Raw genomic sequence first — 22,637 nt, forward strand, 5'->3', positions numbered from 1 at the left:
TCCGTCCGGGCACCGCGTCCGGATGCGGGCGGGGGCAGGAGTTTTCCTTCGTGCTCAGGCGGCGTGCTCAGACGGGTCGTTCCTCCGTGTGCCGCTCCTCCATGTCCCCCAGCCCGTGCCGCAGCCGGTGCAGTCCGCGCCGGGCGTGGCTCTTCACCGTGCCGAGCGGCCAGCCGGTGCGCTCGGCGATCTGGGCCTGGGTCAGGTCCTCGTAGAACGCCAGGCGGAGCACCCGCTGCTGCGCGGACGGCAGTCCGGCGAGCGCGCGGCCGACCAGCACGCGGTCCAGGACCGCCTCGCACGGCTCGTCGGCGTGGCCGCCGGGGGCGGCGGGCGGGGTGGCGGAGGCGACGGAGGCGAGCAGGTCCAGGCGGCGGGTCCGGGCGGACAGGGCGTCGGCGATCTTCCGCCGGGCGATGCCGACGATCCAGCCCGCCATCGCCCCGCGCTCGGGACGGTAGCCGTGCCGGCCGCGCCACACCCCGAGGAACACCTGCTGGGTGACGTCCTCCGCCTCCCGCACGTCGCCGAGCGAGCGTGCGGCGAGTCCGTGCACCAGGGCCGACCAGCGGTGGTACGCCGCGGCGAGACACGCCTCGTCCCCCTCGACGAGGCCGCGGGCGAGCTCCTCGTCCCCCGGCCCGTCCTCGACCGGTACCGGCGGTGCGGTCATGGCGGCGGCTCCTCGTACGGCGGATGGGCGAGTGCGGGGTACCCGCCCCGCCCCTCGCCATTCTGCGAGCCGGCGCGCACGATGCCGCGCGACATGCGGGGCGGTGCCGTTCCGGGGTCCTGCGGTGGTTGGTCCGGTGCGGTTCCGGGGTTCACCCGGCTGCCGGGGTTCGGGCCGGGGGATCCGTGGGACTCGGAGGGCCGGGGTCCGCCCGGTGAGAGGAGGCGCGCATGTCCGCGACACCCGAGCGCACCGACGTCCTGGTGGTGGGAGCCGGCGTCGCCGGGCTCGCCTGCGCCCGGGACCTCGCGGCCGCCGGCCGCTCCGTCCTCGTCGTCGAGGCCTCCGACGACGTCGGCGGCCGTATGCGCTCAGACCGGCTCGACGGCTTCGTCGTCGACCGCGGCTTCCAGGTCTTCAACACCTCCTACCCCCAGGTCAAACGCCGCCTGAACCTCCGCGACCTGCGCCTGCGCCCCTTCACCCCCGGTGTGCTCACGCACACCGACCACGGCCGGCTCCGCCTGACCGACCCCAGCCGTGACGCCCGCTCCCTCACCGGCCTGCTGCGCGGCCGGCTCGCCGGTCCCCGCGACCTGCTGGCGCTCGGCACCCTGTCGGCCCGCGACATGCTCGGCCCGGCCGCCCTGCTCAGGCGCGCCGAGGACCGCACCACCCGCACCGCGCTCGCCTCCGCCGGGTTCTCCGAGGAGTTCGTGGAACGGTTCTTCCGGCCGTTCCTCTCCGGGATCTTCCTGGAGGACCAGTTGGAGACGTCGAGCCGGTTCTTCCACATGGTGTGGCGCAGCATGCTCCGCGGCACCCTGTGCCTGCCCGCCGACGGCATCGGCGCCGTACCCGCGGCGCTGGTGACCGCGCTGCCCGCCGGCAGCGTCCTGCTCGACGCCCCCGTCGCCGTGCTCACCGACGACGGCGTGCAGACCGCCCACGGCGACCGGCTGGCAGCCCGGGCCGTCGTCGTCGCCACCGGCAAGGGACCGGCCTCGGCCCTGCTGCCGGGTCTCGACGTACCCGCCGGGCGCGTCGTGACGACGTACTACCACGTCGCCCCGCGCCCGCCGCTCGCCGAACCCACCCTGCTCACCGACGCACGGCTCCGCTTCCTCAACACCTGCGTCCTCAGCGAGGTCGCCCCCACCTACGCGCCCGCGGGGCATGCCCTGATCGCCACCTCCGTCCTCGGCGAGGACAACCCGCAGGCGCGCAAGACGGTGACGTCGGCGCTGGAGGAGGTGTACGAGACCGACACCGCCGGCTGGGACCTGCTCACCGCCCGCACGGTCCGCGACGCGCTTCCCGCGATGCCGCCGCCCCTTCCGCTGAGCCGCACCTCCCGCGTGGCCCCCGGCCGCTACGTGTGCGGCGACCACCGGGCCACCGGCTCCGTCCAGGGCGCCCTCGCCTCCGGCGCCCGCGCCGCCCGCGAGGTGCTCGAGGACCTGACCGGGCGGCGGCACCGGAGGCGCTGAGCCCCGGCGCCCGGCGCCCTCACGCGCGCGCCCTGCGGAACCGTTCCAGACCCTCCGCGAGGTCCACCACCCGCTCCGGATAACCGTGGGCCGCCTCCCGGTCCCGGCCCCGCAGCTTCCACGGCTCGTGCACCCCGCCCGCCCGCACCCGAGCCAGCTCCGGCACCCAGCGGCGTACGTATGCCCCGTCCGGGTCGAACCGCCTGCCCTGTACCACCGGGTTCAGCACCCGGTTGGGGCGGCTGTCCGTCCCGGTACCGGCCACCCACTGCCAGTTCAGCTGGTTGTTGGCGAGGTCCCCGTCGACCAGCAGGTCCAGGAAGTGCCGGGCACCCACGCGCCAGTCCACGTACAGCGTCTTGGCCAGGAAGCTCGCGGTCAGCAGCCGGCCCCGGTTGTGCATCCAGCCCTCGTGCCGCAGCTGGCGCATCGCCGCGTCGACGACCGGGTAGCCGGTGCGGCCCTCCCGCCACGCCTCGACGTCCTCGCGGGCGCCCCCGCCGGTGCGCCAGTGGTCGTGCCGGGTGCGGTAGTCGGCGTGCGCGGCGGCGGGCCGGGCCGCCAGCACCTGCCGGTGGAAGTCCCGCCAGGCGAGCTGCCGTACGAACCCCTCGGCACCGGGCCCGCCCAGGCCGCCCGCCCTGTGCACCAGTTCGACGGGGGAGAGGGTGCCGAAGTGCAGATGCGGGGAGAGCCGGGAGGTCGCGTCGCCCGCGAGGTCGTCGTGCCGGTCCTCGTACTCCTCGACGCCGCCGCGCAGCCAGTCCGCGAGCCGCGCGCGCCCCGCCCGCTCGCCGCCGACCGCGAGCCCCGGCGACAGGCCGGACAGCGCACGGCGGGAGGGCGGCTCCTCCGAGCCGATGCCGTCCGGGACCGGCACCGCGCGAGGGGCGCCGAGGACGGGCCGCGTACGCTGCTCCGACCAGCGCCGGAAGTACGGCGTGAACACGGCGAAGTGGTCCCGGCCGCCCGGCGTCACCGCACCCGGCGCCAGCACGGTGGTCACCGTGTCGTGCACCAGCAGCCGTCTGCCTCCCGCCTCCAGCGCGGTGCGCAGCCGGTCCTCGCGCCGGCGCGCGTGGGCGCTCACATCGGCGGCCATGTGCACCTCGCGCGCGTCCGCCTCGGCGGCCACCCGGCACACCTCCTCCACCAGGTCCCCCGAGCGCACCACCAGCCGCCCGCCGCGCTCGCGCAGCCCGGCGTCCAGATCGCGCAGGCAGTCCGCGAGGAAGGCGAGCCGGTTGGGCACGGCGAACCCGGCGGCGTCCACCGCGCGGTCACGCACGAACAACGGCACCACGGCGGACGCCCCGTCCAGCGCGGCGCGCAGCGGCGGATGGTCGTGCAGCCGCAGATCGGCGGTGAAGAGGACGACGGCGGTCGGCATGGAGGACTCCGGAAGGGACGAGGGTCGGGGTACGGGTGCGGTGCTCAGCGGGGTCCGGGAGGACCCGGCCGCCGCCGTAGCCCGAGCCGCTGCCGCTGCCGCTGCCCAGGCCACCGTCGTCGTCCCGGCCGCTCCGGGCCGTCGGGTACGGCCCTCGCGGCCGCCCGCGCGATGTTGCGGGCCATCCCGCCGAACACCACCGCGTGGAAGGGCGAGACGCCCCACCAGTACAGATGGCCCAGCAGCCCGTGCGGATGGAACAGGGCCCGCTGGCGGTAGCGGGTGCGGCCGACGTCGTCCTCGCCGACGTACATCTCCAGCCAGGCGAGCCCCGGCAGCCGCATCTCGGCGCGCAGTCGCAGCAGCCGTCCCGGCTCGATCTCCTCCACCCGCCAGAAGTCGAGCGAGTCCCCGGCCCGCAGCCGGGCGGCGTCCCGCCGGCCCCGGCGCAGCCCGACCCCGCCGACGAGACGGTCCAGCAGGCCCCGTACGGCCCAGGCGAGCGGGAAGGAGTACCAGCCGTTCTCCCCGCCGATGCCCTCCACCACCCGCCACAGCGCCTCCGGGGAGGCGTCGACCGTCCGCTCCCTGCGGTCGGTGTAGAGGCTGCCGCCCGCCCAGCCGGGATCGGTGGGCAGCGGATCGCTGGGGGCGCCGGGGACCGAGGCGGAGGACCAGCGGGTGGCGACCTCGGCCTGCTGGATCCGGCGCAGGGCCAGCCGTACCGCCTTGTCGAAACCGACGGGCCGGCCGGGGGCGGGCGGCAGATACCGTTCGATGTCGTGCTCCCGGCACACCACCTCGTGCCGCAGCGACTCGGTGAGCGGACGCGCGAGGGCCGCCGGCACGGGGGTCACCAGCCCCACCCAGTGGCTGGACAGCCCCGGCGTGAGCAGCGGCACCGGCAGGATGAGGCGGCGGGGCAGCCCGGCGATCCGCGCGTACCGCAGCATCATGTCGCGGTACGTCAGCACGTCCGGGCCGCCGAGGTCGAAGGCGCGGCTGACGTCCGCGGGCATCCGCCCGGCGGCGACCAGCGCGCGCAGCACGTCCCGGACCGCGATCGGCTGGATCCGGGTGTGCACCCAGCTCGGCGTGACCATGACCGGCAGCCGTTCGGTGAGGTACCGCAGCATCTCGAACGAGGCCGAGCCGGAACCGAGGATCACCGCGGCCCGCAGCACGGTGGTGGGCACGCCTGAGTCCAGCAGGATGCGGCCCACCTCGGCGCGGGACCGCAAGTGCGGCGACAACTCCTCCTCGGGCACCCCGGCGGGGGTGAGACCGCCCAGATAGACGATGCGCCGTACGCCCGCCGCGCGCGCCCGCTCGCCGAAGGTGCGGGCGGCCTCGCGGTCGGTGCGCTCGAAGCCGCGGCCGGTGCCGAGGGCGTGGACGAGGTAGTAGGCGACGTCGACGCCGTCCATCGCGGCGGCGACGGACGCGGCGTCGGTGACGTCGCACTTCACCACCTCGACGGCACCCGCCCAGGGGTGGTCGCGCAGCTTGCCGGGGGAGCGCACCGCCGCCCGCACCCGGGCCCCCGTGTCGAGCAGTTCGGGCACCAGCCGCCCTCCGATGTACCCCGTGGCACCGGTGACCAGGCAGAGCGGCCCCTCGGCCCCACCATTCCCCGCATTCATCCCGTCGGCTCCTCTCACCCGGCACCACGTCCGGTCACCCGGCACCACGCCCGGACGGAACTCCTGCCCCGCCACCGCGTCCTTCCGCCCCGCGTCCTTCCGCCCCGCATCCTTCCGTCACGAGTCGGCGGACGGATGCGGTCCCGCGCCGGGCGCGCGACGCCGACCGGGAGCCGGCCCTCGCGCCGCCCGGTGATCTCCGGCCGCATCCGGTGGCCGGCCGGGGGCAGAAGAGGAGGCATCCCGTACCGCCGGACGTGTGGCCGGCGGTCGTCCCCGGCCGGCTCCGGCCGCCCGCGCCGAAGCGCCTGGAGAGTGATGTCGTTCCCCGTGCGGCGGGTCCGCCGCCTCGTTCCCGTCCTGCTGACCGTCCTCGTCCGGCTCTGCGTCGGCGGGGCCCTCGGCCCCTTCGCCGGGCGGCTCGGCGAGGTCGCCACCGACGACCAGGCCGCGTTCCTGCCGCGCAGCGCCGAGTCGACGGAGGTCATCGCCGAGCAGAAGGCGTTCCAGCGGCAGGAGACGCTTCCCGTGATCACCGTGTGGACCGCCGAGGGCGACGGCACGGTCGTACCCCGGCGGGCCGACGCCACCCGCCTTCGGCGTGCTGCTGGACACCCTCGCCGTGCGCTCCCTGCTGGTCCCCGCGCTCGTACGGGACGCCGGGGCGCGCGCCTGGTGGCCCGCCCGGTTCGGCGGATCGGCGGAACGTGGGGACCGTACGCATCCATGACGGCCCTTCGTGCGGAAGACCTTCACAGAGAGCGGAGACCTGTGCAGAGACACGAGCCCGCCTCCGCCCCCGCGAGAGGAACCGCGATGCATCCCACCGTCCGGCACGCAGGACTTCGCCACCGTGCCGCCCCCCGCCCGTCCGCCGGAGCCGTCCGGTGAGCGGCGCGGTGCGCACCGTCCCCGGGCCCACCGACCACGTGGTCGTCGTCGGGGCCGGGCTCGCCGGGCTGTCCGCCGCGCTCCATCTCCTCGGCGCCGGGCGGCGGGTGACGGTCGTGGAGCGGGCGGACGGGCCCGGCGGACGGGCCGGGCTGCTGGAGCGCGGCGGATACCGGTTCGACACCGGGCCCACCGTGCTGACCATGCCGCACCTCGCCGAGGCCGCCTTCGCCGCCGTCGGCGAAAACATGCGCGACCGGCTCGACCTCATCCCGCTGCACCCCGCCTACCGCGCCCGCTTCGCCGACGGCAGCGGACTCGACGTGCACACCGAACCGGACGCCATGGAGGCCGAGGTCGAACGATTCGCGGGACCGGCCGAGGCGGCGGGCTACCGGCGGCTGCGGCACTGGCTCGAACGGCTCTACCGCGCCCAGATGCGCCGCTTCATCGACGCCAACTTCGACTCCCCGCTGCAACTCCTCCACCCCGACCTCGCCCGGCTCGCCGCCCTCGGCGGCTTCGGCCGGCTCGACGCCGCCATCGGCCGCTTCCTGCGCGACGAACGGCTGCGCCGCGTCTTCTCCTTCCAGGCCCTCTACGTCGGCGTGCCGCCCGCCCGCGCGCTCGCCGCCTACGCCGTCATCGCCTACATGGACACCGTCGCCGGGGTCTACTTCCCGCGCGGCGGGATGCACGCCCTGCCCCGCGCCATGGCCGACGCCGCCGCCCACGCCGGCGCCGACCTCCGCTACGGACACACCGTCACCGCGCTGGAGCGCGGCGGCGGCCGGGTCACCGCCGTCCGCACCGACCAGGGCCGCATTCCCTGCGACGCCCTCGTCCTCACCCCCGACCTGCCCGTCGCCTACCGCCTCCTCGGCCGCACCCCCCGGCGCCCCCTACGGCTGCGACACGCGCCCTCCGCCGTCGTCCTGCACACCGGAACCGACCGCACCTGGCCCGGACTCGGCCACCACACCCTCTCCTTCGGCCACGCCTGGGAGGGCACCTTCCGTCAGATCACCCGCACCGGAGAGCTGATGTCCGACCCGTCGCTGCTGATCACCCGCCCCACCGCCACCGACCCCGCGCTCGCCCCGCCCGGACGGCACGTCCACTACGTCCTCGCCCCCTGCCCCAACACCGACCTCGGACCCACCGCCGCCGAGTGGAGCGACCTCGCGCCCCGCTACCGCGACCGGCTCCTCACCGAACTCGAACGCCGGGGCCTGCCCGGCCTCGGCGCCGCGATGGAAGAGGAGTGCCTGGTCACCCCGGCCGACTGGGCGGCCGGCGGGCACGCGGCCGGCACGCCCTTCTCCGCCGCGCACACCTTCGCCCAGACCGGCCCGTTCCGGCCCCGCAACCTCGTGCGCGGCACCGACAACGCCGTCCTCGCCGGCTGCGGCACGACCCCCGGCGTCGGCGTCCCGACGGTCCTCGTCTCCGGCCGCCTCGCCGCCGAACGCGTCACGGGCGTCACCGCCGGGCGCCGCACGGGCGGCCGCACCGTCCCGGCCCGCCGACGTCCGCGCCCCGCCGGACAGGGGACCGCCCCGTGACCCGGCGCGAGCTGGACGCGGCCGGCATCACCGACCCCGCGCTGCGCGCCGCGTACGCCACCTGCCGGGAGCTCAACGCCCGCCACGGCCGTACGTACTTCCTCGCCACGCGGCTGCTCCCCGCCGAGCGCCGGCCCGCCGTGCACGCGCTGTACGGGTTCGCCCGCTGGGCCGACGACCTCGTCGACCTCCCCGACCCGGCCACCGGCCCGGCGGGCAGCGCGGCCGCCCTGGACCGGCTCGAACAGCGTCTGACGGCCGGGCTGCGCGGCGGCGGCAGCGACGAACCCGTGGTCCGCGCCCTCGCCGACACCGCCGAGCGCTACGCCATCGACCACCGGCACTTCACCGACTTCATGGCGTCCATGCGCAGCGACCTGACCGTCACCGACTACCCCACCTACGACGACCTGCGCGGTTACATGCACGGCTCGGCGGCCGTGATCGGGTTGCAGATGGTGCCGGTCCTCGGCACCGTCGTCCCGCGCGCGGAGGCCGAGCCCTACGCCGCCGCGCTCGGCCTCGCCTTCCAGCTCACCAACTTCCTGCGCGACGTGGGCGAGGACCTCGACCGGGGCCGGATCTACCTCCCCGCCGACCTGCTGGCCGCCCACGGCGTCGACCGCGCCCTGCTGCGCTGGAGCAGGGACACCGGCCGCCGCGACCCCCGCATCACCGCGGCCCTGCGCGCCGCCGAGGACCTCACCCGGGGCGTCTACCGGCAGGCGGTGCCCGGGCTGGCCCTGCTCGACCCCGTGGCCCGGCCGTGCATCAGGACCGCGTGCGTGCTCTACGGCGGCATCCTGGACGCCGTCGCCCAGGACGGTCACGCCGTGCTGCACCGCCGGGCCGTCGTCCCCCGGCGCCGCCGGCTCGCCGTGGCCGTCGACGGCCTGACCCGGGTGACGAGCGCCCGGCTGCACGCCCGCCGTGCCCGCCGCACCGGCACCGGCTTCGACGGCATCCCGCACGCCGCCCTCGTGGCCCCCGCACCCGAGGAGCCCAGAGAGAAGGAGACCGTATGAACCCCGCCCCGGGCGGCGGGAGCCGTCCGCCCCGCGCCGCCCGGCTTCCGCTGCGGCTGCGGCGCCACGCACCCGCCTGGGCAGCACAGCGCCCCACCTGGCAGGAGGCCAAACCCGCCCTGATCGGCGGACTGTTGAAGCAGGCGCTCGCCCGCCCCGCCGGCAACTGGTTCGTCGTCGGCGCCACCCGGGACGTCCCCGCCGACCGGCCCCTCGCCCGTACCGTCGCCGGACGCGAGGTGGTCCTGTGGCGCGACGCCGAGGGCACCCTCGTGGGCGGCCCCGGCAGCTGCCCGCACCTGGGCGCCCCGTTGCGCGAGGGCCCCGTCCGCTGCGGCACCCTGGTGTGCCGCTGGCACGGTCTGGCCCTGGACGGCACCGCCCGCGCGGGCTGGCGGCCGTACCCGGTGCACGACGACGGCGTCCTGGTCTGGGTGCGCCTGGACGACGCCGGAGGCGAGGACCCGCTGCCCGCCCCGCTCGTGCCGCCCCGCCCCGCCGCCGCCCGCGCACTGGCCGCCGTCCATGTCGCCGCCGGCACCTGCGAGCCGGAGGACGTCGTCGCCAACCGGCTCGACCCCTGGCACGGGGCCTGGTTCCACCCCTACTCGTTCGTCGACCTCACCGTCGTCTCCGTGCCCGACGCCAGGAGCGGGGACCCGGAGGACGGACTGGTCGTGGACGTGGCGTTCAAGGTGGCCGGACGGCTCGTCGTGCCGGTCCGCGCCGTGTTCACCGCGCCCGGACCCCGCACCGTCGTCATGCGCATCACCGAGGGGGAGGGCGCGGGTTCCGTCGTCGAGACGCACGCCACCCCGCTCGGCACCGACGCCCGGGGCCGCCCGCGCACCGCCGTCGTGGAGGCCGTCGTCGCCGTCTCCGACCGGCCGGGCTTCGCCCTCGCCCGCCGCGCCGCCCCCGTCGTACGGCCGCTGATGCGCGCCGCCTCCGGACGGCTGTGGCGCGACGACCTCGCCTACGCGGAGCGCCGCTGGGAGCTGCGCGCCACGGGCCGCTTCCCGGGCTGAGGCCCGGCCCCGCGTCCGACCCTCCGTCAGCATCCGGGGACGAAGGGCGTCGTGACCCGCACATGTCCAGGCGGAACCGGGGCAAGCGCATGAATACGACGGTGGACGGCAGGAAACGGAAGTCGAATCGGAGGTGGCATCCGCGATGAGCGCGAAGGTGCTGGAGTGTTTCCCCGCAGGGGCCCCGCGCGGATCGTGGCCGGCGGAGGAGTTCGCCGCCCAGCGCCGCGCCGAGGGCGAGGCGGCGACCGTGGTGATGGACCTCGAACAGGACGCGTTCCTCGTGGTGGTCCCCGCGGCGGAGGACGAGCAGCGACCGGCGTGACCCCGGGCAGGGGGAGGGGCGTTCGTACCGCTGACGGACGCCCCTTCCGCATGGTGTCATGTACCTGATCTGATCCTGTTCCACCGATCCGATTCACTGTCGTGCACCGCCCCGCCGAAGGGCCCGCCATGCGTACCCCCCGCACCGTCGCGCTCGCCGCGACCTCCGGCGCCGCCGCACTGGCCGCGCTGCTCACCGCCCCCGCCCCCGCCGCCGCCCTGCCCGCCGGCACCGTCCCCGCCGACGGCACCTACTACGTCCAGAGCGTCACCACCGGACTCGCCGCCGCCGACGCCTCCGGCACCGTCGCACAGCACAACCCACGCGGCGACGAGGACCACCAGCAGTGGACCCTGCGCGCCGACGGCTCCGCGTACCGCCTCGAAAGCACCGACACCGCGGGCAGCTGTCTGGGCCGCGCGGGCGACGCGGCGAGAACCGTCGCCTGTACGAGCCCCGACGCCGCCTGGGAGATCACCCCGGCCGGCGACGACACGTACACCCTCGAGGTACCCGGCACCGAGCGGTACCTCACCGTCGCCGCCAAGCCCTCCGGCGCGAACTACCCGGCCCCGCTCGCCGTCGGCGCCCCGGGTGACCTGGCCTCCTGGTACCTGACCCCGGTCACCTCACCCACCCGCCCCATGCCGCCCGCCGACCAGCGCACCCTGGACCAGGTCACCTTCCTCACCGCGCACAACGCCTACGCCAACGGCGTCGACGGCGGCTTCGCCCCGCCCTTCGTCAATCTCGTGCCCAACCAGACCCGCGGCATCGACCAGCAACTCGCCGACGGGGTACGGGGGTTCATGCTCGACCTGCACCAGACACCGGACGGCGCGATCCTCTGCCACGACAGCTGCACCCTGGTCAGCCGGCCGGTCGCCCTCTGGGTGGACCTCCAACGCATGGTCGACTTCCTCGCCGCCCACCCCGACCAGTTCGTCACCGTCTTCATGGAGGACTACGTCGACCCCGGCGTCCTGCGCGCCGAACTCGCCCGCGTCCAGGGCCTGTCCGACGTCCTCTACCGCCCCGACCGCACGGGTGTGAGGGAGAACGGCTGGCCCCGCATGGCCGACCTCGTCGCCGCGGGCCACCGGCTGCTGCTCTTCACCGACCACAGCCGCGCCGCCGACGAGTCCGCCGGACTCACCCGGGACAGCTTCGGCGTGATGTACCAGCGCGAGTGGACGGTGGAGAACTACTGGTCCATGGGGTCCGGCATCGGCTCCTCCGACTGGTCCTGCTACAGCCGCTGGTACGACGCCGGCACCACCCTCCCGCTCACCCGCACCGAACCCGGCTTCCGCCCGCTGTTCGTCATGAACCACTTCCGGGACGCCACGATCACCTCCACCGCCCGCACCGACAACACCAAACTCGCCGACCGCGCCCGGCGGTTCTGCCAGCCGGCCGCCCGCAAGAAGCCCACGTATCTCGCCGTCGACCGCTACGACCTCGGCGACCCGGCCGCCGCGGTGAACACCCTGAACACGTACGTGTATCCGTGACGCGGGCGTGACGGGCGGGCGGTCAGGCACGACCGCCCGCCCGTGACCTCCTCGTGCGGGAGACCGCCGGGGGCTATCCCAGCCGGCGTCGGAGGAACGCGAGCGTGCTCTCCCATGCCGCCGCCGACGCCTCCGCGTCGTACGCCTCCGGCCGGCCGTCGTTGAAGAACGCGTGACCCGCGGGATACACCCGCAGATCCGGCTCGACGCCCGCGCCCCGCCGGATCGCCTCCGCCAGTTCCTCCAGCCGCTCCTGCGGAATGCTCTCGTCCCGCTCCCCGTAGTGCCCCAGCACCTCCGCCCGCAGCCCGGAGAAGTCCGGCATCTCCCCCTGGATGACGCCGTAGAACGGCACCGCCGCGCTCACCCGCGGGTCCGCCGCCGCCTGGTACAGCACGAACCCGCCGCCCATGCAGAACCCGACCGACCCGACCGTCTCGGAGGTCACCTCCGGCAGCCCCAGCAGATGGTCGACCGCCCCGGACAGCAGCTCCACCCCGCGCGCCACCGGCAGCGCCCGCATCATCCGCAGGGCTTCGTCACTGTCGTGGGCGACATTGCCGCCGTACAGATCGGGGGCGAGGGCCACGAACCCCTCCGCGGCCAGCCGACGGGTGACGTCGGCGATGTGGTCGGTCAGCCCCCACCACTCCTGGATGACGACGACCCCGGGCCCCCGCCCGGACGGCGGGAGCGCCAGATACCCGTGGGCCGTCGTACCGGCGCTCGGGAAGGTCACGTTCTGGTGGGCGGGGGCACCGGTGGACTTCGGCAGTTCGGACAACGTGCTCAACTCCTGTGGGGGAGGCGGTGAAGAACGCCTTCGCTGCGGGCGCCGGGACCGCACGCCCGGCGTGATCTTCAACCATGCCACGCACCCGCCCCGTGTTACGTATAACCTACGCCCATGAACCGCATCGCCCTGGTCACCCTCGTCGTCGCCGACTACGACGAGGCGATCCGCTTCTACACCGACGCCCTCGGCTTCCGGCTCGTCGAGGACGCGCCCCGCCCCGACGGCTCCCGCTGGGTCGTCGTCGAACCCGCCGGGACGCCCGCCGGCGGCACCGGGCTGCTGCTCGCCCGCGCGAAGAACGACCCCCAGCGCGCCCGCGTCGGCGACCAGACCGGCGGCCGCGTGGGCCTCTTCCTGCACACCGACGACTTCGCCGGCGCCCACGCCCGGATGCGCGCCGCCGGCGTCACCTTCCTGGAGGAGCCCCGGCACGAGCCGTACGGCACGGTCGCCGTCTTCCAGGACCTCTACGGCAACCGCTGGGACCTCCTCCAGCCCGCCACCCCCGCCACCTGAACGACGACAACCTCACCGACCACCGAAACCACCCAGAGACAGGCAGCACCGACCGGCATGACCACCACCCTCGAACCCCGCACCCTCGACACCGACACCCTCCGCCGGCTCCCCAAGGCCGTCCTGCACGACCACCTCGACGGCGGACTGCGCCCCGCGACCCTCGTCGAACTGGCCGCACGCGTCGGCCACCCCCTCCCCGCCACCGACCCGGCGGCCCTGGCCGACTGGTTCCGCGCGGCCGCGGGCTCCGGCGACCTCGTGCGGTACATAGCCACCTTCGAACACACCCTCGCCGTCCTGCGGACCCGCGAGGGCCTGCTGCGCGTGGCCGAGGAATACGTCCTCGACCTCGCCGCGGACGGCGTCGTCTACGGCGAGGTCCGCTACGCCCCGGAGCTGATGGTCGACGGGGGACTGGGCCTCGCGGAGGTCGTGGAGACCGTGCAGGAGGGCCTCGCCGCCGGCATGGCGAAGGCGGCGGCCGACGGCACCCCGGTCCGCGTGGGCACCCTGCTCTGCGGGATGCGCATGTTCGACCGCTGCCGCGAGGTGGCCGAACTGGCGGTGGCCTACCGCGACGCGGGCGTCGTCGGCTTCGACATCGCCGGCGCCGAGGACGGCTTCCCGCCCGCCGACCATCTCGACGCCTTCGCCCACCTGCGCCGCGAGAACATGCCGTTCACCATCCACGCCGGCGAGGCCCACGGACTGCCCAGCATCCACCAGGCGCTCCAGGTGTGCGGCGCCCAGCGCATCGGCCACGGCGTCCGCATCATGGACGACATCGTGGACGGCCGGCCCGGCCGCCTCGCGAGCTGGATCCGCGACCGCCGCGTCGCCCTGGAGATGTGCCCCACCTCCAACCTCCAGACCGGCGCGGCCGGCTCGATCGCCGGGCACCCGATCACGGCCCTGCGCGACCTCGGTTTCCGGGTCACCGTCAACACCGACAACCGGCTGGTGTCGGGCACGACGATGACCCGGGAGATGGAACTCCTCGTCCGGGAGGCCGGCTGGACGGCCGCGGACCTGCGGACGGTCACGGTCGACGCGCTCGAGAGCGCGTTCCTGCCGTACGACGAGCGGCGCGCGCTCATCGAGGACGTGGTGCTGCCGGGGTACGCGGCCGTGCTCCGCTCCTGACCGCGTCCGTCAGCCGGCCGAGGCCTCCAGCAGCCCCCGTACGTAGGCGGCCTGGCCGGCGTGCTGGAGGTCGTCGGAGACCACGCTCACCAGGCGCGCGCCCAGCGTGACGGGCGGGTCCCAGCGCTCGTCCACGATCCGGTCCAGGTCCTGCGCGCCGATCCCGCGGAGGTGGGCCAGGGTCTGTTCGTGGACGGCGTCGTAGTACCCGGTGAGCAGGTCGGCCGAGTCGACGCGCACCTCGGCGACCTTCGCCGGGGTGTGGCCGTAGCCGGTGTCCTCGGCGGGCAGGTCGAGGGCGAACCGCTTCCGCCAGCCCCCGGAGAGCCAGACCTGGTCGCGCCCGGCGACCTCGGCGATGTGGTCGTCCTGGACGCGGGTGAGGTGCCAGACGAGCCAGGCGATGGAGTTGGTGCCGTCGGCGGGGGGCGCGTTCAGGGTGTCGGGGGAGAGGCCGTCGACGGCGGCGTGGACCTCTTCCCGGATGCGGCTGTACGCGTCGATGAGGATGTCCTTCGCATGCATACGTCCACCATGACCCATCCGAGTGCGCACCGCGACCACCGACGGGTTCGCGGCCGGCAAGGGGCGCGGGGAACTGCGCGAGAAGCCCCACCCACGCGCACGTACGGGGTCCAAGGGGCAGCGCCCCTCGAAGGGACGGGAAGGGTAGGGGCGGCGGGGGCGAAAAACCCCGTCCCGCACTCCCACTCAGCCTCCCGCACCCCCACCCCCGTCCGCCTCCAGCAATCCCATCAGCGCCCGCGCGGCGGGACTCGTCGCCGCCTCCGCCGGCAGCAGCGCCACCGTCTCGTACGCCCGCTCACCCACCCCCTTCAACGCCAACGACACAAGCCCCCCGGCCTCCCGCTTCACCCCGAAGTGCCGCGGCACCACCGCCACCCCCAGCCCCTCCTGCACCAACTCCAGCAGACTGTGCACGTCGCTCACCTCCAGCGCCACCGTCCGCCGCACCCCCGCCTCCCCGAACACCGCGTCCGTCGTCCGCCGCGGTCCCCAGTCCGGGTGGAAGTCCACGAACTCCTCCCCGCCCAGTTCCTCCGGCGTCACCGGCCCGCCCCCCGCCAGCCGGTGCGCCGGATGGCACAGCACCGTCATCGGCTCCGCCGCCAACGGCACCGACCGCAGCTGGTCCCCGGCCACCGGCGTCCGTACCGCGAACGCCAGATCGACCCCGCCCGCCGCGACCTCCTCCGCCAGCGCCCCCGACCCCGCTTGCCGCAGCCGTATCTCCACGTCCGGATGGCGCCGCCGGAACCCGGCGAGCAGCCGCGCCACCCGCACCCCCGCTATGCACTGCTCGGTCCCCACGCACAGCGTGCCGCGCAGCACGCCCTGCACCGCCGCCACCGCCTCCTGGGCCGCCCGTACCCGGTCCAGGATGCGGACCGCCTCGGCGTACAGCGCCCGCCCCGCCTCGGTGAGCGTCACACTGCGGGTGGTGCGCACGAACAGCGGCGCCTGCAACTCACGCTCCAGCGCCCGTACGGAGGCGGACAGACCCGACTGCGAGACCAGCAGCCGGTCCGCCGCGCGGGTGAAGTGCCGGTCCTCGGCGACGGCCACGAAGTGCCGCAGATGGCGCAGTTCCATGATTGAGAAGCGTAACCGCTGAGTTCCATCCGATTCTTCTGTTGGACCGCTGGCGGTCGGCGGACGAGAGTGGAGCGCGCGCCGGTGACCACCCCGCGCCGGCCCCATGACGAGACAGACAGCCTTCCTGGAGTGCACGTGTACACGGCAGATCCCGCACGCTACGAGGCCATGCCCTACCGCCGCACCGGGCGCAGCGGCCTGAAGCTGCCCGCGCTCTCGCTCGGCCTGTGGCACAACTTCGGCCCCGACCGGCCCGCCGAGACCCAGCGGCAGATCCTGCGCCGCGCCTTCGACCTCGGCGTCACGCACTTCGACCTCGCCAACAACTACGGCCCGCCGCCCGGTGCCGCCGAGTCCGCGCTCGGCGAGGCCCTGACGGCGGACTTCACGCCGTACCGCGACGAGCTGGTGATCTCCACCAAGGCCGGCTATCTGATGTGGCCGGGCCCGTACGGCGAATGGGGCTCGCGCAAGTACCTGCTGTCCTCGCTCGACCAGAGCCTCACGCGGATGGGCCTGGAGTACGTCGACATCTTCTACTCGCACCGCCCCGACCCGGAGACTCCCCTCGAGGAGACGATGGGCGCGCTGCACTCCGCCGTGCAGCAGGGCAAGGCGCTCTACGTCGGCGTCTCCAACTACTCCCCGGAGCAGACCCGCGAGGCCGCCCGCATCCTCGGCGAGCTGGGCACCCCGCTCCTCATCCACCAGCCGCGCTACTCGATGCTCGACCGGCGCCCCGAGGACGAGGGGCTCCTGGACGCGCTGGACGAGCTGGGCGTCGGCTCCATCGCCTACTCGCCGCTGGAGCAGGGCCTGCTCACCAGCCGCTACCTCGACGGCATCCCGGAGGACTCCCGGGCCGCGAGCGACAGCCCGTTCCTCACCGCCGACAAGGTCACCGAGGACCTGGTGAGCCGGCTGCGCGCACTCAACGGCCTCGCCCGCGACCGCGGCCAGAGCCTCGCGCAGCTCGCGCTCGCGTGGGTGCTGCGCGGCGGCCGCGTCACCTCGGCGCTGGTCGGCGCGAGCAGCGCACGGCAGCTCGAGGACAGCGTGGCGGCCACGCGCGCGCTCGACTTCGACACGGAGGAACTCGCCCGGATCGACGAGCTCGTCAAGGGCTGAGGGGCTGAAGGGCCGGAGGCGTCAAGGGACTGAGAAGGCTGCAAGGTCCGACGGGCCGGAAGGGGCTCAACAGGCCCCGTGGGCCGACGAGTTGACCAGCGGTGGGAGGGGGCGGCGCCCCTCCCGCCGCTTTTCGGCCATCGCCGCCGCGGAATATGTCAGGAGACTGGCCGAAACCGCATGGTGACAGTGAGTCAGGAGTGACGATACTCGAACTCAGGGCAATTCGGCGACGATCGGAACGCGCTGCGGCATTTCACCGTCGGCCCGCACAGGCCCTGGGTGCACAGCGACAGCGAGCGAAGACGAGGGAACGACGGGTCCGACCCGGCAGTGAGCGCCGCACTGGGGGAACGAACGTGCACGACGAATTCCTGTGCCATGTGACCGCCTACGGCATCTGCGGCGGCAGGCGGGTCGGAGTGCCGCTGGGCACCTACCGGGCCCCCACCCTGGCGCTCGCCCTGTGGTGGATGCGCGACCGGGCGTTATGGATCGCCGAACGCCTCGACCCGCACCCCGACAACCCCCTCTATCCGCCCAACGCCATCGCCCCGGTCGGCGAGACCGTCCCCGACGTCCCGACCCTGCTGCGCGGCTGGTGCGGCGACGACGGCCAGCAGGAACTGGCCGCCGACGAACTGGCCGCCGGGCGCCTCGTCCGGATCGCCACCAGCGACGACACCACCGAGTACGAACTGCTGGCCGAGTCCGTCGACGCCCTGCGCATCCAGCGCTTCGCCTCCGCGCTGTCGACGCCGGCGGCCTGACCGGGGACGCTCCGCTCACGTGGAGCGGTGCCCGCGCACCCGCCGGGCCGCGAGCCCGCCCAGCAGGCCCGCGACCAGCCCCCACCCCAGCGCGAGCCCCACCGCCGACCAGGGCTCCGGGCGCAGGAACAGGACACCGGAGAGCCCGCCGCCGAGGTCGCCGATGCCGATCAGTGACAGCCCGTAGTGCGCCGAGATCCGGGCCGTCAGACAGACGGCGAGGACCGTGAGCGCCAGCGCGACCGCCGTCCGTACCGCGTGCCGCCACAGCGGGGTCCGGGCGGGGGAGCGGACGGCGGCCACGTACGCGGCGGACAGCACCAGCACCGCGTCCACCGCGACCAGCCACCAGACCCGCCCGTCGTGCCGGGCCAGGGTGGTGAGGTTCAGGGTGGAGACGTCGGGGGCGCGCAGCACCTCGTCGAGGAGGTGCGGCATCGGCAGTCCGAAGGGGCCGTCCACCCTGCCGTGCCAGGTCGCGCCGAGGCCGAGAGTGAAGACCGGCCACACGACGTTCGGCAGCCCCAGCAGGACGACGGCGAGGGTGCGGGCGGGCTGACCGCGGGTGCCGGCCACGACCAGTGCGATCACGGCGCCGATCGCGACGTACGCGAGCAGCAGCCCCACCATGGCGTACGCCGCCGGGCGCGCCCCTTCGAGGGGGCGCGGCAGCGGCACCGTGCGGGACACGGCGACGGCGAGGGCGAGGACGCCCGCGAGCCAGAGCATCCCGAAGAGCACGGTCACCGGCACGTCCGTGGTGAAGCCGACCTCGGGAGTGAGGCCGAACAGCTCGCCCAGGTCGCCGAGGGTGCCCTCGCCGAGGGGGACCTCGAAGGTGTGGTGCGCGGTGAGGGCGAGGGCGAGCAGAGCGGGCAGCCAGAGGACGGCGATACGGGCGGCGTGGGCGGCGGGGCGCACCGTACGGGCGTGGCGGCGGAAGGCGGCGCCGAGGACGAGGGCGCCGACGAGGGTGACCGACAGCGGCATCAGGGTGAGCCCGGCGCGGGAGCCGGCGAGGTCGCCGGCGTGGCCGTCGAGGGTGAGGGCGCCGCCCACCGCCGCCACCACGGCGGCCTCGACGACGCGCGGGTAGGCGCCGGCGGGCAGCCCGGTCGCACCGGCCGCCGCGAGACCGAGGGCGGCGGTGACGGCCATGGCGAGGAGTGTGCCGAGGACGGCGGTGAGGGCGTGCAGCCAGTTACGGAAAGTGCGCACCTTTTCACGTTATGCATGCGGAAGGGGTGGCGCGCGTCGGGTCTTCTCGCCCCCGCCGCCCCTGATAGGGGCGCGGGGCTGTGTCACCATGCGGCTCCGCCGCGTGGGCGCGAAACGGGGCGAAGCCCCGTGTCGGGGTCCAAGGGGCGGAGCCCCTTGAAGGGATGGGAAGGGCAGGGGCGGCGGGGGCGGAATCAACCGGCCGTCACCACCCACGCGTAGTCGCCCAGCCCCCGCACCGCCCCCGCCGGAATCTCGCCCAGGTCCGTGAGGAGCTTCTCCAGGCGGCCGGTCACCGCGTCGAACGCTACGTCCGTCACCACGCCCCGTTCCTCCCCCTCCTCCGACAGCACCCGCAGCCCCACCACCTTCGGCACGGCCCCGCGCCGCCGCTCACCCTCCGCGCCCGCCCCCGACTCCACGAGCACCGCGTCCGCCCCCACCGCGTGCAACGCCGCCCACGGCAGCACCGTCGTCCCCCGCCCGCGCCCCGAGACCCGCACCCCCGCGATCCCGCTCCGCGCCACGTCCACCTCGAGCCCCGCCACCGTGCCGAGCTCCGCCGCCTCGCCCAGTGTGACCACCGGCAGCCCGACCACCCCGGAGTACAGCATCACGGATGGATCTCCTTCCCGTCCCGCACCCGGTACGCGGCCACCTGGTCCGCGAACTCCGCGAGGTCGTCCGCGACGAAGCGGGTGGCGTCGGCCGGGATCACCAGCGCGCGCCCGGACACCGCGAGGGTCTCCCCGCGCGGCAGATACACCTTGCGCCGGCGCCGCCGCGACCCCGGCACCACCGCGTCCCGCGCCGAGACCCGGAAGCCCACGACCCGTCCGCCGACCCCGCCCTCGACCACCACGTCCAGCACCACCCCGACCTCCGCGCCGGTGTCCGTGAGGACCCGCGCGCCCAGCACCCGCCCGCGTGCCGCCTCCTTGCGCGCCACCACCGCGGCCGGCTCGGCGAGCACCTCCCGGCCGCGGATCATCACCGCGTGCGGGCCGAGCGCGTGCACCGCCGTCCACGGCAGACTCTGCCGCAGCGGCCCCGCCAGCAGCCCCCGGCCGCTGAGCGTGAACCCCGTGACCCGTCCGGCCGGGCCGTCGAAGACCGTGTCCTTCACCTGGGCGACGACGTCCCCGCCCAGCGTCACCACCGGGCGCCCGGACAGCCGTCCCGCCTCCATCAGCGCGCTCATCGCACGCCCCACCTCCCGCCCCGGCGCCCCCGCTGCACGGCGATGACGGTCCCCGACCGCCGGCTCGCCTGCAACCACAGGAGGAGCCCGGAGAGCACCGCCACGGCCACGACCGCGACGACCAGCCACACCCACCAGCCCATCGCGCACCTTCCTCACCCCGGCCCGGCACCCGCCGGCCGGACGCGTCACAGTGCGTCTGCCCCGCCCGGGCCGCCCGATGCGCCACGGGCGCGGCACGCCGTGCCAGGACGTGACGTACGCGGCATTTCCGGTGGGACTGCACCGCCGATCGCTGGGTACGAGCACTCGTGCGGCGCCTGTGGACGCGGGTGCCGCACGGCACGGAACAGGCCCGGCGAGAGAGAACCGAATGACCGAGTACCTGGACGGAGCGGTGATACCGACTGACTTCGACATGCCCGTCGAGCCGCTGCGACGGGCCGCGCACTACTCGGGAGAACCGGGCTCCATCGCCGAGGCCCGGACCTTCGCGGAACAGTTCCTCGGACAGCTCCGCTCCGAATGGTGCGCACCGGTCGACAAACGGGCGGTCGGCGACCTGCTCCTGGTGGTGAGCGAGCTCGTCACCAACGCGGACCGGCACAGCCACGGCCCGTACATCCTCGAACTGGAGGGCACCGACTCCGACGTGACCGTCGCGGTCTACGACAGCAGCGCCGCCCTGCCCCGCCGCTTCCCCCGGGACCCCGCACGCGTGGGCATGCACGGACTGGAGATCGTGCACGCCGTCGCCGCCCGGGTGACCGCGGAACGGGTCCCGGTCGGAAAGTGCGTCAGGGCCGTCGTCGCACTGCGCCGTTGATCGGACCACCCGACCGTCCGACCAGTATGCTCACGTCGTCGACACGAGGCGCCGGCACAGGGCGCCGGCCGTCCGAGGGAGTGAGCGTGGCGGACCGTCCGCTGCCGCACGGCGGATTACGGGTGGGCACGGCGGATCCCGTGTGGGTACTGGACCCCACAGCCGCCCTGCTGCTGGTCGAGGACGACGCCGGGGACGCCTTGCTGGTGCGCGAGACGCTCGCCGACAGCGGGCTGTCGATGGACGTCACCTGGTGCAGGACCCTCGCCGAGGCGCGCGCCTTCCTCGAACGTCGCCGTCCCGCGCCCGTGTGCGTCCTGCTCGACCTGCACCTGCCGGACACCCAGGGCCTGGACGCCGTACGGCTCGTGCGCGAGGACCACCCCGCGGCCGCCGTCGTGGTGCTCACCGGGCTCGCCGAGAACGAGGCCGGGCTCGCCGCGGTCGCCGCGGGCGCCCAGGACTTCCTCGCCAAGGACGGCCTCGGCCCGGAGGCCCTCGGCCGCGCCGTGCGCTACGCCCTGCAACGCAAACAGGTCGAACGCTCCGCCGCCGAGGTCCAGGCCGGCCGGCTGCTCGCCCGGGAGAACGCCCGGCTGGAGCGCGGGCTGCTGCCCGTCCCGCTGCTCCGCTCCGACCGGCTGAAGGTCTTCTCCCGCTACAGCCCCGGCCGAGACCACGCGCTGCTCGGCGGGGACTTCTTCGACGTCGTGGAGACCGCCGACGGCACCCTGCACGCCGTCATCGGAGACGTCTCCGGGCACGGCGCCGTCGAGGCCGCCCTCGGGGTGTGCCTGCGCGTGGCCTGGCGGGCCGCCGTGCTCACCGGCTGCGTCGGCATCGAACTGGTCCGGCTCCTGGAGGAGATCCTGTGCGCCGAGCGCGGCCAGGAGTACCTCTTCGCCACGGTGACCGTGCTGCGGCTCGACGCGGACCACCGCCGGCTGCACACCCTCCGCGCCGGACACCCCGGGCTGCTGGTGCGCACCGGCACCGGCATGGAACTCCACGAACCGGCGCCGGGCCCCGCGCTCGGCGTGGTCCCCGGGTACGTCCACTGGCCGGAGACGGCCCGGCCCGCCGCGGACATCGAGGCGGTGACGCTGTTCACCGACGGCCTCTTCGAGGGCGTCGTCGCCCCCGGCCGGCGGCTGGGCGAGGACGGGCTGCTCGCCGTGGCCCGCTCCCACGCCGGGCTGCGCGGCCGCGCCTTCGTCGACGCCGTCGTCGAAGAGGTCGCCACCCGCACCGCCGACCACGGCGGCCTCGCCGACGACGTGGCCGTCCTGCATCTGACGAAGAGCACCGAAGGAGCACGTCCGTGACCGCACCCGTCGAACCCATCCAGGTCCTGCTCGTCGAGGACGACCCCGGCGACGAGCTGATGACCCGTGAGGCGTTCGAGGACAACAAGATCAACAACACGCTGCACGTCGTCCGGGACGGCCAGGAGGCACTCGACTTCCTCTACCGCGACGGCGCGTACGGCGACGCGCCCCGCCCGGACCTCATCCTGCTCGACCTCAACCTGCCCAAGTACGACGGCCGGCAGGTGCTCCAGCGGATCAAGTCCGACGAGGAGCTCGCCCACATCCCCGTCGTGGTCCTCACCACCTCCTCCGCCGAGGAGGACATCCTGCGCAGCTACCGGCTGCACGCCAACGCCTACGTCACCAAGCCGGTCGACCTCAACCAGTTCATCGCGGCGGTGCGGCAGATCGACGAGTTCTTCGTGTCGGTGGTGAAGCTGCCGCGGAACTGACGTCGGCGGACGCGCATGCGCACGCGGGTGGTGCCGGCCCCTCACCTCGACGATCGGTGAGGAACCGGCACCACCCGCGCGTAACGGCGTCCCTGTGAGCGCTCCCCGTCGGA

General features: G+C 74.8%; 24 protein-coding genes and 1 pseudogene. 15 read left to right on the forward strand and 10 right to left on the reverse strand.

Annotated features, from left to right (window positions below; translation table 11 throughout):
* Positions 1-67: 67 nt before the first annotated feature.
* Positions 68-673 (reverse strand): sigma-70 family RNA polymerase sigma factor, encoded by a 606-nt coding sequence (locus IO29_RS07700; protein WP_033224724.1) that lies wholly within the window; start codon positions 671-673, stop codon positions 68-70.
* A 230-nt stretch (positions 674-903) separates the two neighbouring features.
* Here IO29_RS07700 and IO29_RS07705 point away from each other — a divergent pair, with 230 nt between their 5' ends.
* Complete coding sequence (locus tag IO29_RS07705; RefSeq protein WP_030377966.1) at positions 904-2,163, forward strand: NAD(P)/FAD-dependent oxidoreductase; 1,260 nt, start codon at positions 904-906, stop codon at positions 2,161-2,163.
* A 19-nt stretch (positions 2,164-2,182) separates the two neighbouring features.
* On the opposite strand, the gene IO29_RS07710 is transcribed toward IO29_RS07705, so the two are convergent.
* Both IO29_RS07710 and IO29_RS07715 read right to left on the reverse strand, forming a co-directional pair.
* A complete protein-coding gene (locus tag IO29_RS07710; RefSeq protein WP_030377967.1) occupies positions 2,183-3,553 on the reverse strand; it encodes a cryptochrome/photolyase family protein in 1,371 nt (456 codons plus the stop codon).
* Between the two features lie 44 nt (positions 3,554-3,597).
* A complete protein-coding gene (locus tag IO29_RS07715) occupies positions 3,598-5,196 on the reverse strand; it encodes an SDR family oxidoreductase (protein ID WP_030377968.1) in 1,599 nt (532 codons plus the stop codon).
* 318 nt (positions 5,197-5,514) lie between these two features.
* Between IO29_RS07715 and IO29_RS36385 the strand changes: the two are divergent.
* From IO29_RS36385 to IO29_RS07745, 7 genes and pseudogenes are all read left to right on the forward strand, one after another.
* Positions 5,515-5,814 (forward strand): annotated as a pseudogene (locus IO29_RS36385) (hypothetical protein); the annotation flags it as partial.
* Between the two features lie 4 nt (positions 5,815-5,818).
* The gene (locus IO29_RS40340) at positions 5,819-5,926 is read left to right on the forward strand and encodes a hypothetical protein (protein ID WP_420705344.1); all 108 of its coding nucleotides are present in this window, start codon (positions 5,819-5,821) and stop codon (positions 5,924-5,926) included.
* Between the two features lie 157 nt (positions 5,927-6,083).
* Positions 6,084-7,652, forward strand: coding sequence for a phytoene desaturase family protein (gene crtI / locus IO29_RS07725; protein ID WP_234307402.1), 1,569 nt, complete (start codon positions 6,084-6,086; stop codon positions 7,650-7,652).
* Positions 7,649-8,677: a phytoene/squalene synthase family protein gene (locus IO29_RS07730; RefSeq protein WP_030377971.1), complete on the forward strand. Its 1,029-nt coding sequence runs from the start codon at positions 7,649-7,651 to the stop codon at positions 8,675-8,677. Before crtI ends, IO29_RS07730 begins: the two co-directional genes overlap by 4 nt.
* A complete protein-coding gene (locus tag IO29_RS07735) occupies positions 8,674-9,705 on the forward strand; it encodes a Rieske (2Fe-2S) protein (protein ID WP_030377972.1) in 1,032 nt (343 codons plus the stop codon). Before IO29_RS07730 ends, IO29_RS07735 begins: the two co-directional genes overlap by 4 nt.
* Before the next feature lie 145 nt (positions 9,706-9,850).
* Positions 9,851-10,030, forward strand: coding sequence for a hypothetical protein (locus IO29_RS07740; protein ID WP_030377973.1), 180 nt, complete (start codon positions 9,851-9,853; stop codon positions 10,028-10,030).
* 128 nt (positions 10,031-10,158) lie between these two features.
* Positions 10,159-11,544: a phosphoinositide-specific phospholipase C-related protein gene (locus IO29_RS07745; RefSeq protein ID WP_030377974.1), complete on the forward strand. Its 1,386-nt coding sequence runs from the start codon at positions 10,159-10,161 to the stop codon at positions 11,542-11,544.
* A gap of 73 nt (positions 11,545-11,617) precedes the next feature.
* Here the strand turns inward: IO29_RS07745 and IO29_RS07750 are convergent, their stop codons facing one another.
* Complete coding sequence (locus IO29_RS07750; protein ID WP_030377975.1) at positions 11,618-12,328, reverse strand: dienelactone hydrolase family protein; 711 nt, start codon at positions 12,326-12,328, stop codon at positions 11,618-11,620.
* 123 nt (positions 12,329-12,451) lie between these two features.
* Here IO29_RS07750 and IO29_RS07755 point away from each other — a divergent pair, with 123 nt between their 5' ends.
* Positions 12,452-12,856 carry a VOC family protein gene (locus IO29_RS07755; RefSeq protein ID WP_030377976.1) on the forward strand — a complete coding sequence of 135 codons (405 nt, stop codon included), beginning with the start codon at positions 12,452-12,454 and terminating at the stop codon, positions 12,854-12,856.
* Between the two features lie 57 nt (positions 12,857-12,913).
* On the forward strand, positions 12,914-14,002 hold the full coding sequence (locus IO29_RS07760) for an adenosine deaminase (protein WP_030377977.1): 1,089 nt from the start codon (positions 12,914-12,916) through the stop codon (positions 14,000-14,002).
* Between the two features lie 9 nt (positions 14,003-14,011).
* Here IO29_RS07760 and IO29_RS07765 read toward each other — a convergent pair whose 3' ends face one another.
* The gene (locus tag IO29_RS07765; protein ID WP_030377978.1) at positions 14,012-14,527 is read right to left on the reverse strand and encodes a mycothiol transferase; all 516 of its coding nucleotides are present in this window, start codon (positions 14,525-14,527) and stop codon (positions 14,012-14,014) included.
* A 186-nt stretch (positions 14,528-14,713) separates the two neighbouring features.
* Positions 14,714-15,616 (reverse strand): LysR family transcriptional regulator, encoded by a 903-nt coding sequence (locus tag IO29_RS07770; protein ID WP_030377979.1) that lies wholly within the window; start codon positions 15,614-15,616, stop codon positions 14,714-14,716.
* Between the two features lie 138 nt (positions 15,617-15,754).
* Between IO29_RS07770 and mgrA the strand changes: the two genes are divergently transcribed.
* Positions 15,755-16,747 carry an L-glyceraldehyde 3-phosphate reductase gene (gene mgrA, locus IO29_RS07775; protein WP_030377980.1) on the forward strand — a complete coding sequence of 331 codons (993 nt, stop codon included), beginning with the start codon at positions 15,755-15,757 and terminating at the stop codon, positions 16,745-16,747.
* A gap of 359 nt (positions 16,748-17,106) precedes the next feature.
* Positions 17,107-17,517: a hypothetical protein gene (locus IO29_RS07780; protein WP_030377981.1), complete on the forward strand. Its 411-nt coding sequence runs from the start codon at positions 17,107-17,109 to the stop codon at positions 17,515-17,517.
* Between the two features lie 15 nt (positions 17,518-17,532).
* On the opposite strand, the gene IO29_RS07785 is transcribed toward IO29_RS07780, so the two are convergent.
* The 4 genes from IO29_RS07785 to IO29_RS38830 all read right to left on the reverse strand — a co-directional run bounded on the left by IO29_RS07785 (position 17,533) and on the right by IO29_RS38830 (position 20,079).
* Positions 17,533-18,735 carry a streptophobe family protein gene (locus IO29_RS07785; protein ID WP_030377982.1) on the reverse strand — a complete coding sequence of 401 codons (1,203 nt, stop codon included), beginning with the start codon at positions 18,733-18,735 and terminating at the stop codon, positions 17,533-17,535.
* Positions 18,736-18,929: 194 nt separating this feature from the next.
* Positions 18,930-19,349, reverse strand: a complete 420-nt coding sequence (locus tag IO29_RS38450) for a PRC-barrel domain-containing protein (RefSeq protein WP_051707381.1) — start codon at positions 19,347-19,349, stop codon at positions 18,930-18,932.
* Positions 19,349-19,936: a PRC-barrel domain-containing protein gene (locus IO29_RS07795; protein WP_030377984.1), complete on the reverse strand. Its 588-nt coding sequence runs from the start codon at positions 19,934-19,936 to the stop codon at positions 19,349-19,351. Before IO29_RS07795 ends, IO29_RS38450 begins: the two co-directional genes overlap by 1 nt.
* The gene (locus tag IO29_RS38830) at positions 19,933-20,079 is read right to left on the reverse strand and encodes a hypothetical protein (protein ID WP_199806840.1); all 147 of its coding nucleotides are present in this window, start codon (positions 20,077-20,079) and stop codon (positions 19,933-19,935) included. Before IO29_RS38830 ends, IO29_RS07795 begins: the two co-directional genes overlap by 4 nt.
* A 230-nt stretch (positions 20,080-20,309) precedes the next feature.
* Between IO29_RS38830 and IO29_RS07800 the strand changes: the two genes are divergently transcribed.
* The 3 genes from IO29_RS07800 to IO29_RS07810 all read left to right on the forward strand — a co-directional run bounded on the left by IO29_RS07800 (position 20,310) and on the right by IO29_RS07810 (position 22,524).
* Positions 20,310-20,762: an ATP-binding protein gene (locus IO29_RS07800; RefSeq protein ID WP_030377985.1), complete on the forward strand. Its 453-nt coding sequence runs from the start codon at positions 20,310-20,312 to the stop codon at positions 20,760-20,762.
* An 86-nt stretch (positions 20,763-20,848) separates the two neighbouring features.
* Positions 20,849-22,087, forward strand: a complete 1,239-nt coding sequence (locus tag IO29_RS07805; protein ID WP_033224726.1) for a PP2C family protein-serine/threonine phosphatase — start codon at positions 20,849-20,851, stop codon at positions 22,085-22,087.
* Positions 22,084-22,524 carry a response regulator gene (locus IO29_RS07810; protein ID WP_030377987.1) on the forward strand — a complete coding sequence of 147 codons (441 nt, stop codon included), beginning with the start codon at positions 22,084-22,086 and terminating at the stop codon, positions 22,522-22,524. Before IO29_RS07805 ends, IO29_RS07810 begins: the two co-directional genes overlap by 4 nt.
* Positions 22,525-22,637 lie beyond the last annotated feature (113 nt).

Source organism: Streptomyces sp. NRRL F-6676 (genome assembly GCF_000725625.1).
GTDB lineage: Bacteria > Actinomycetota > Actinomycetes > Streptomycetales > Streptomycetaceae > Streptomyces.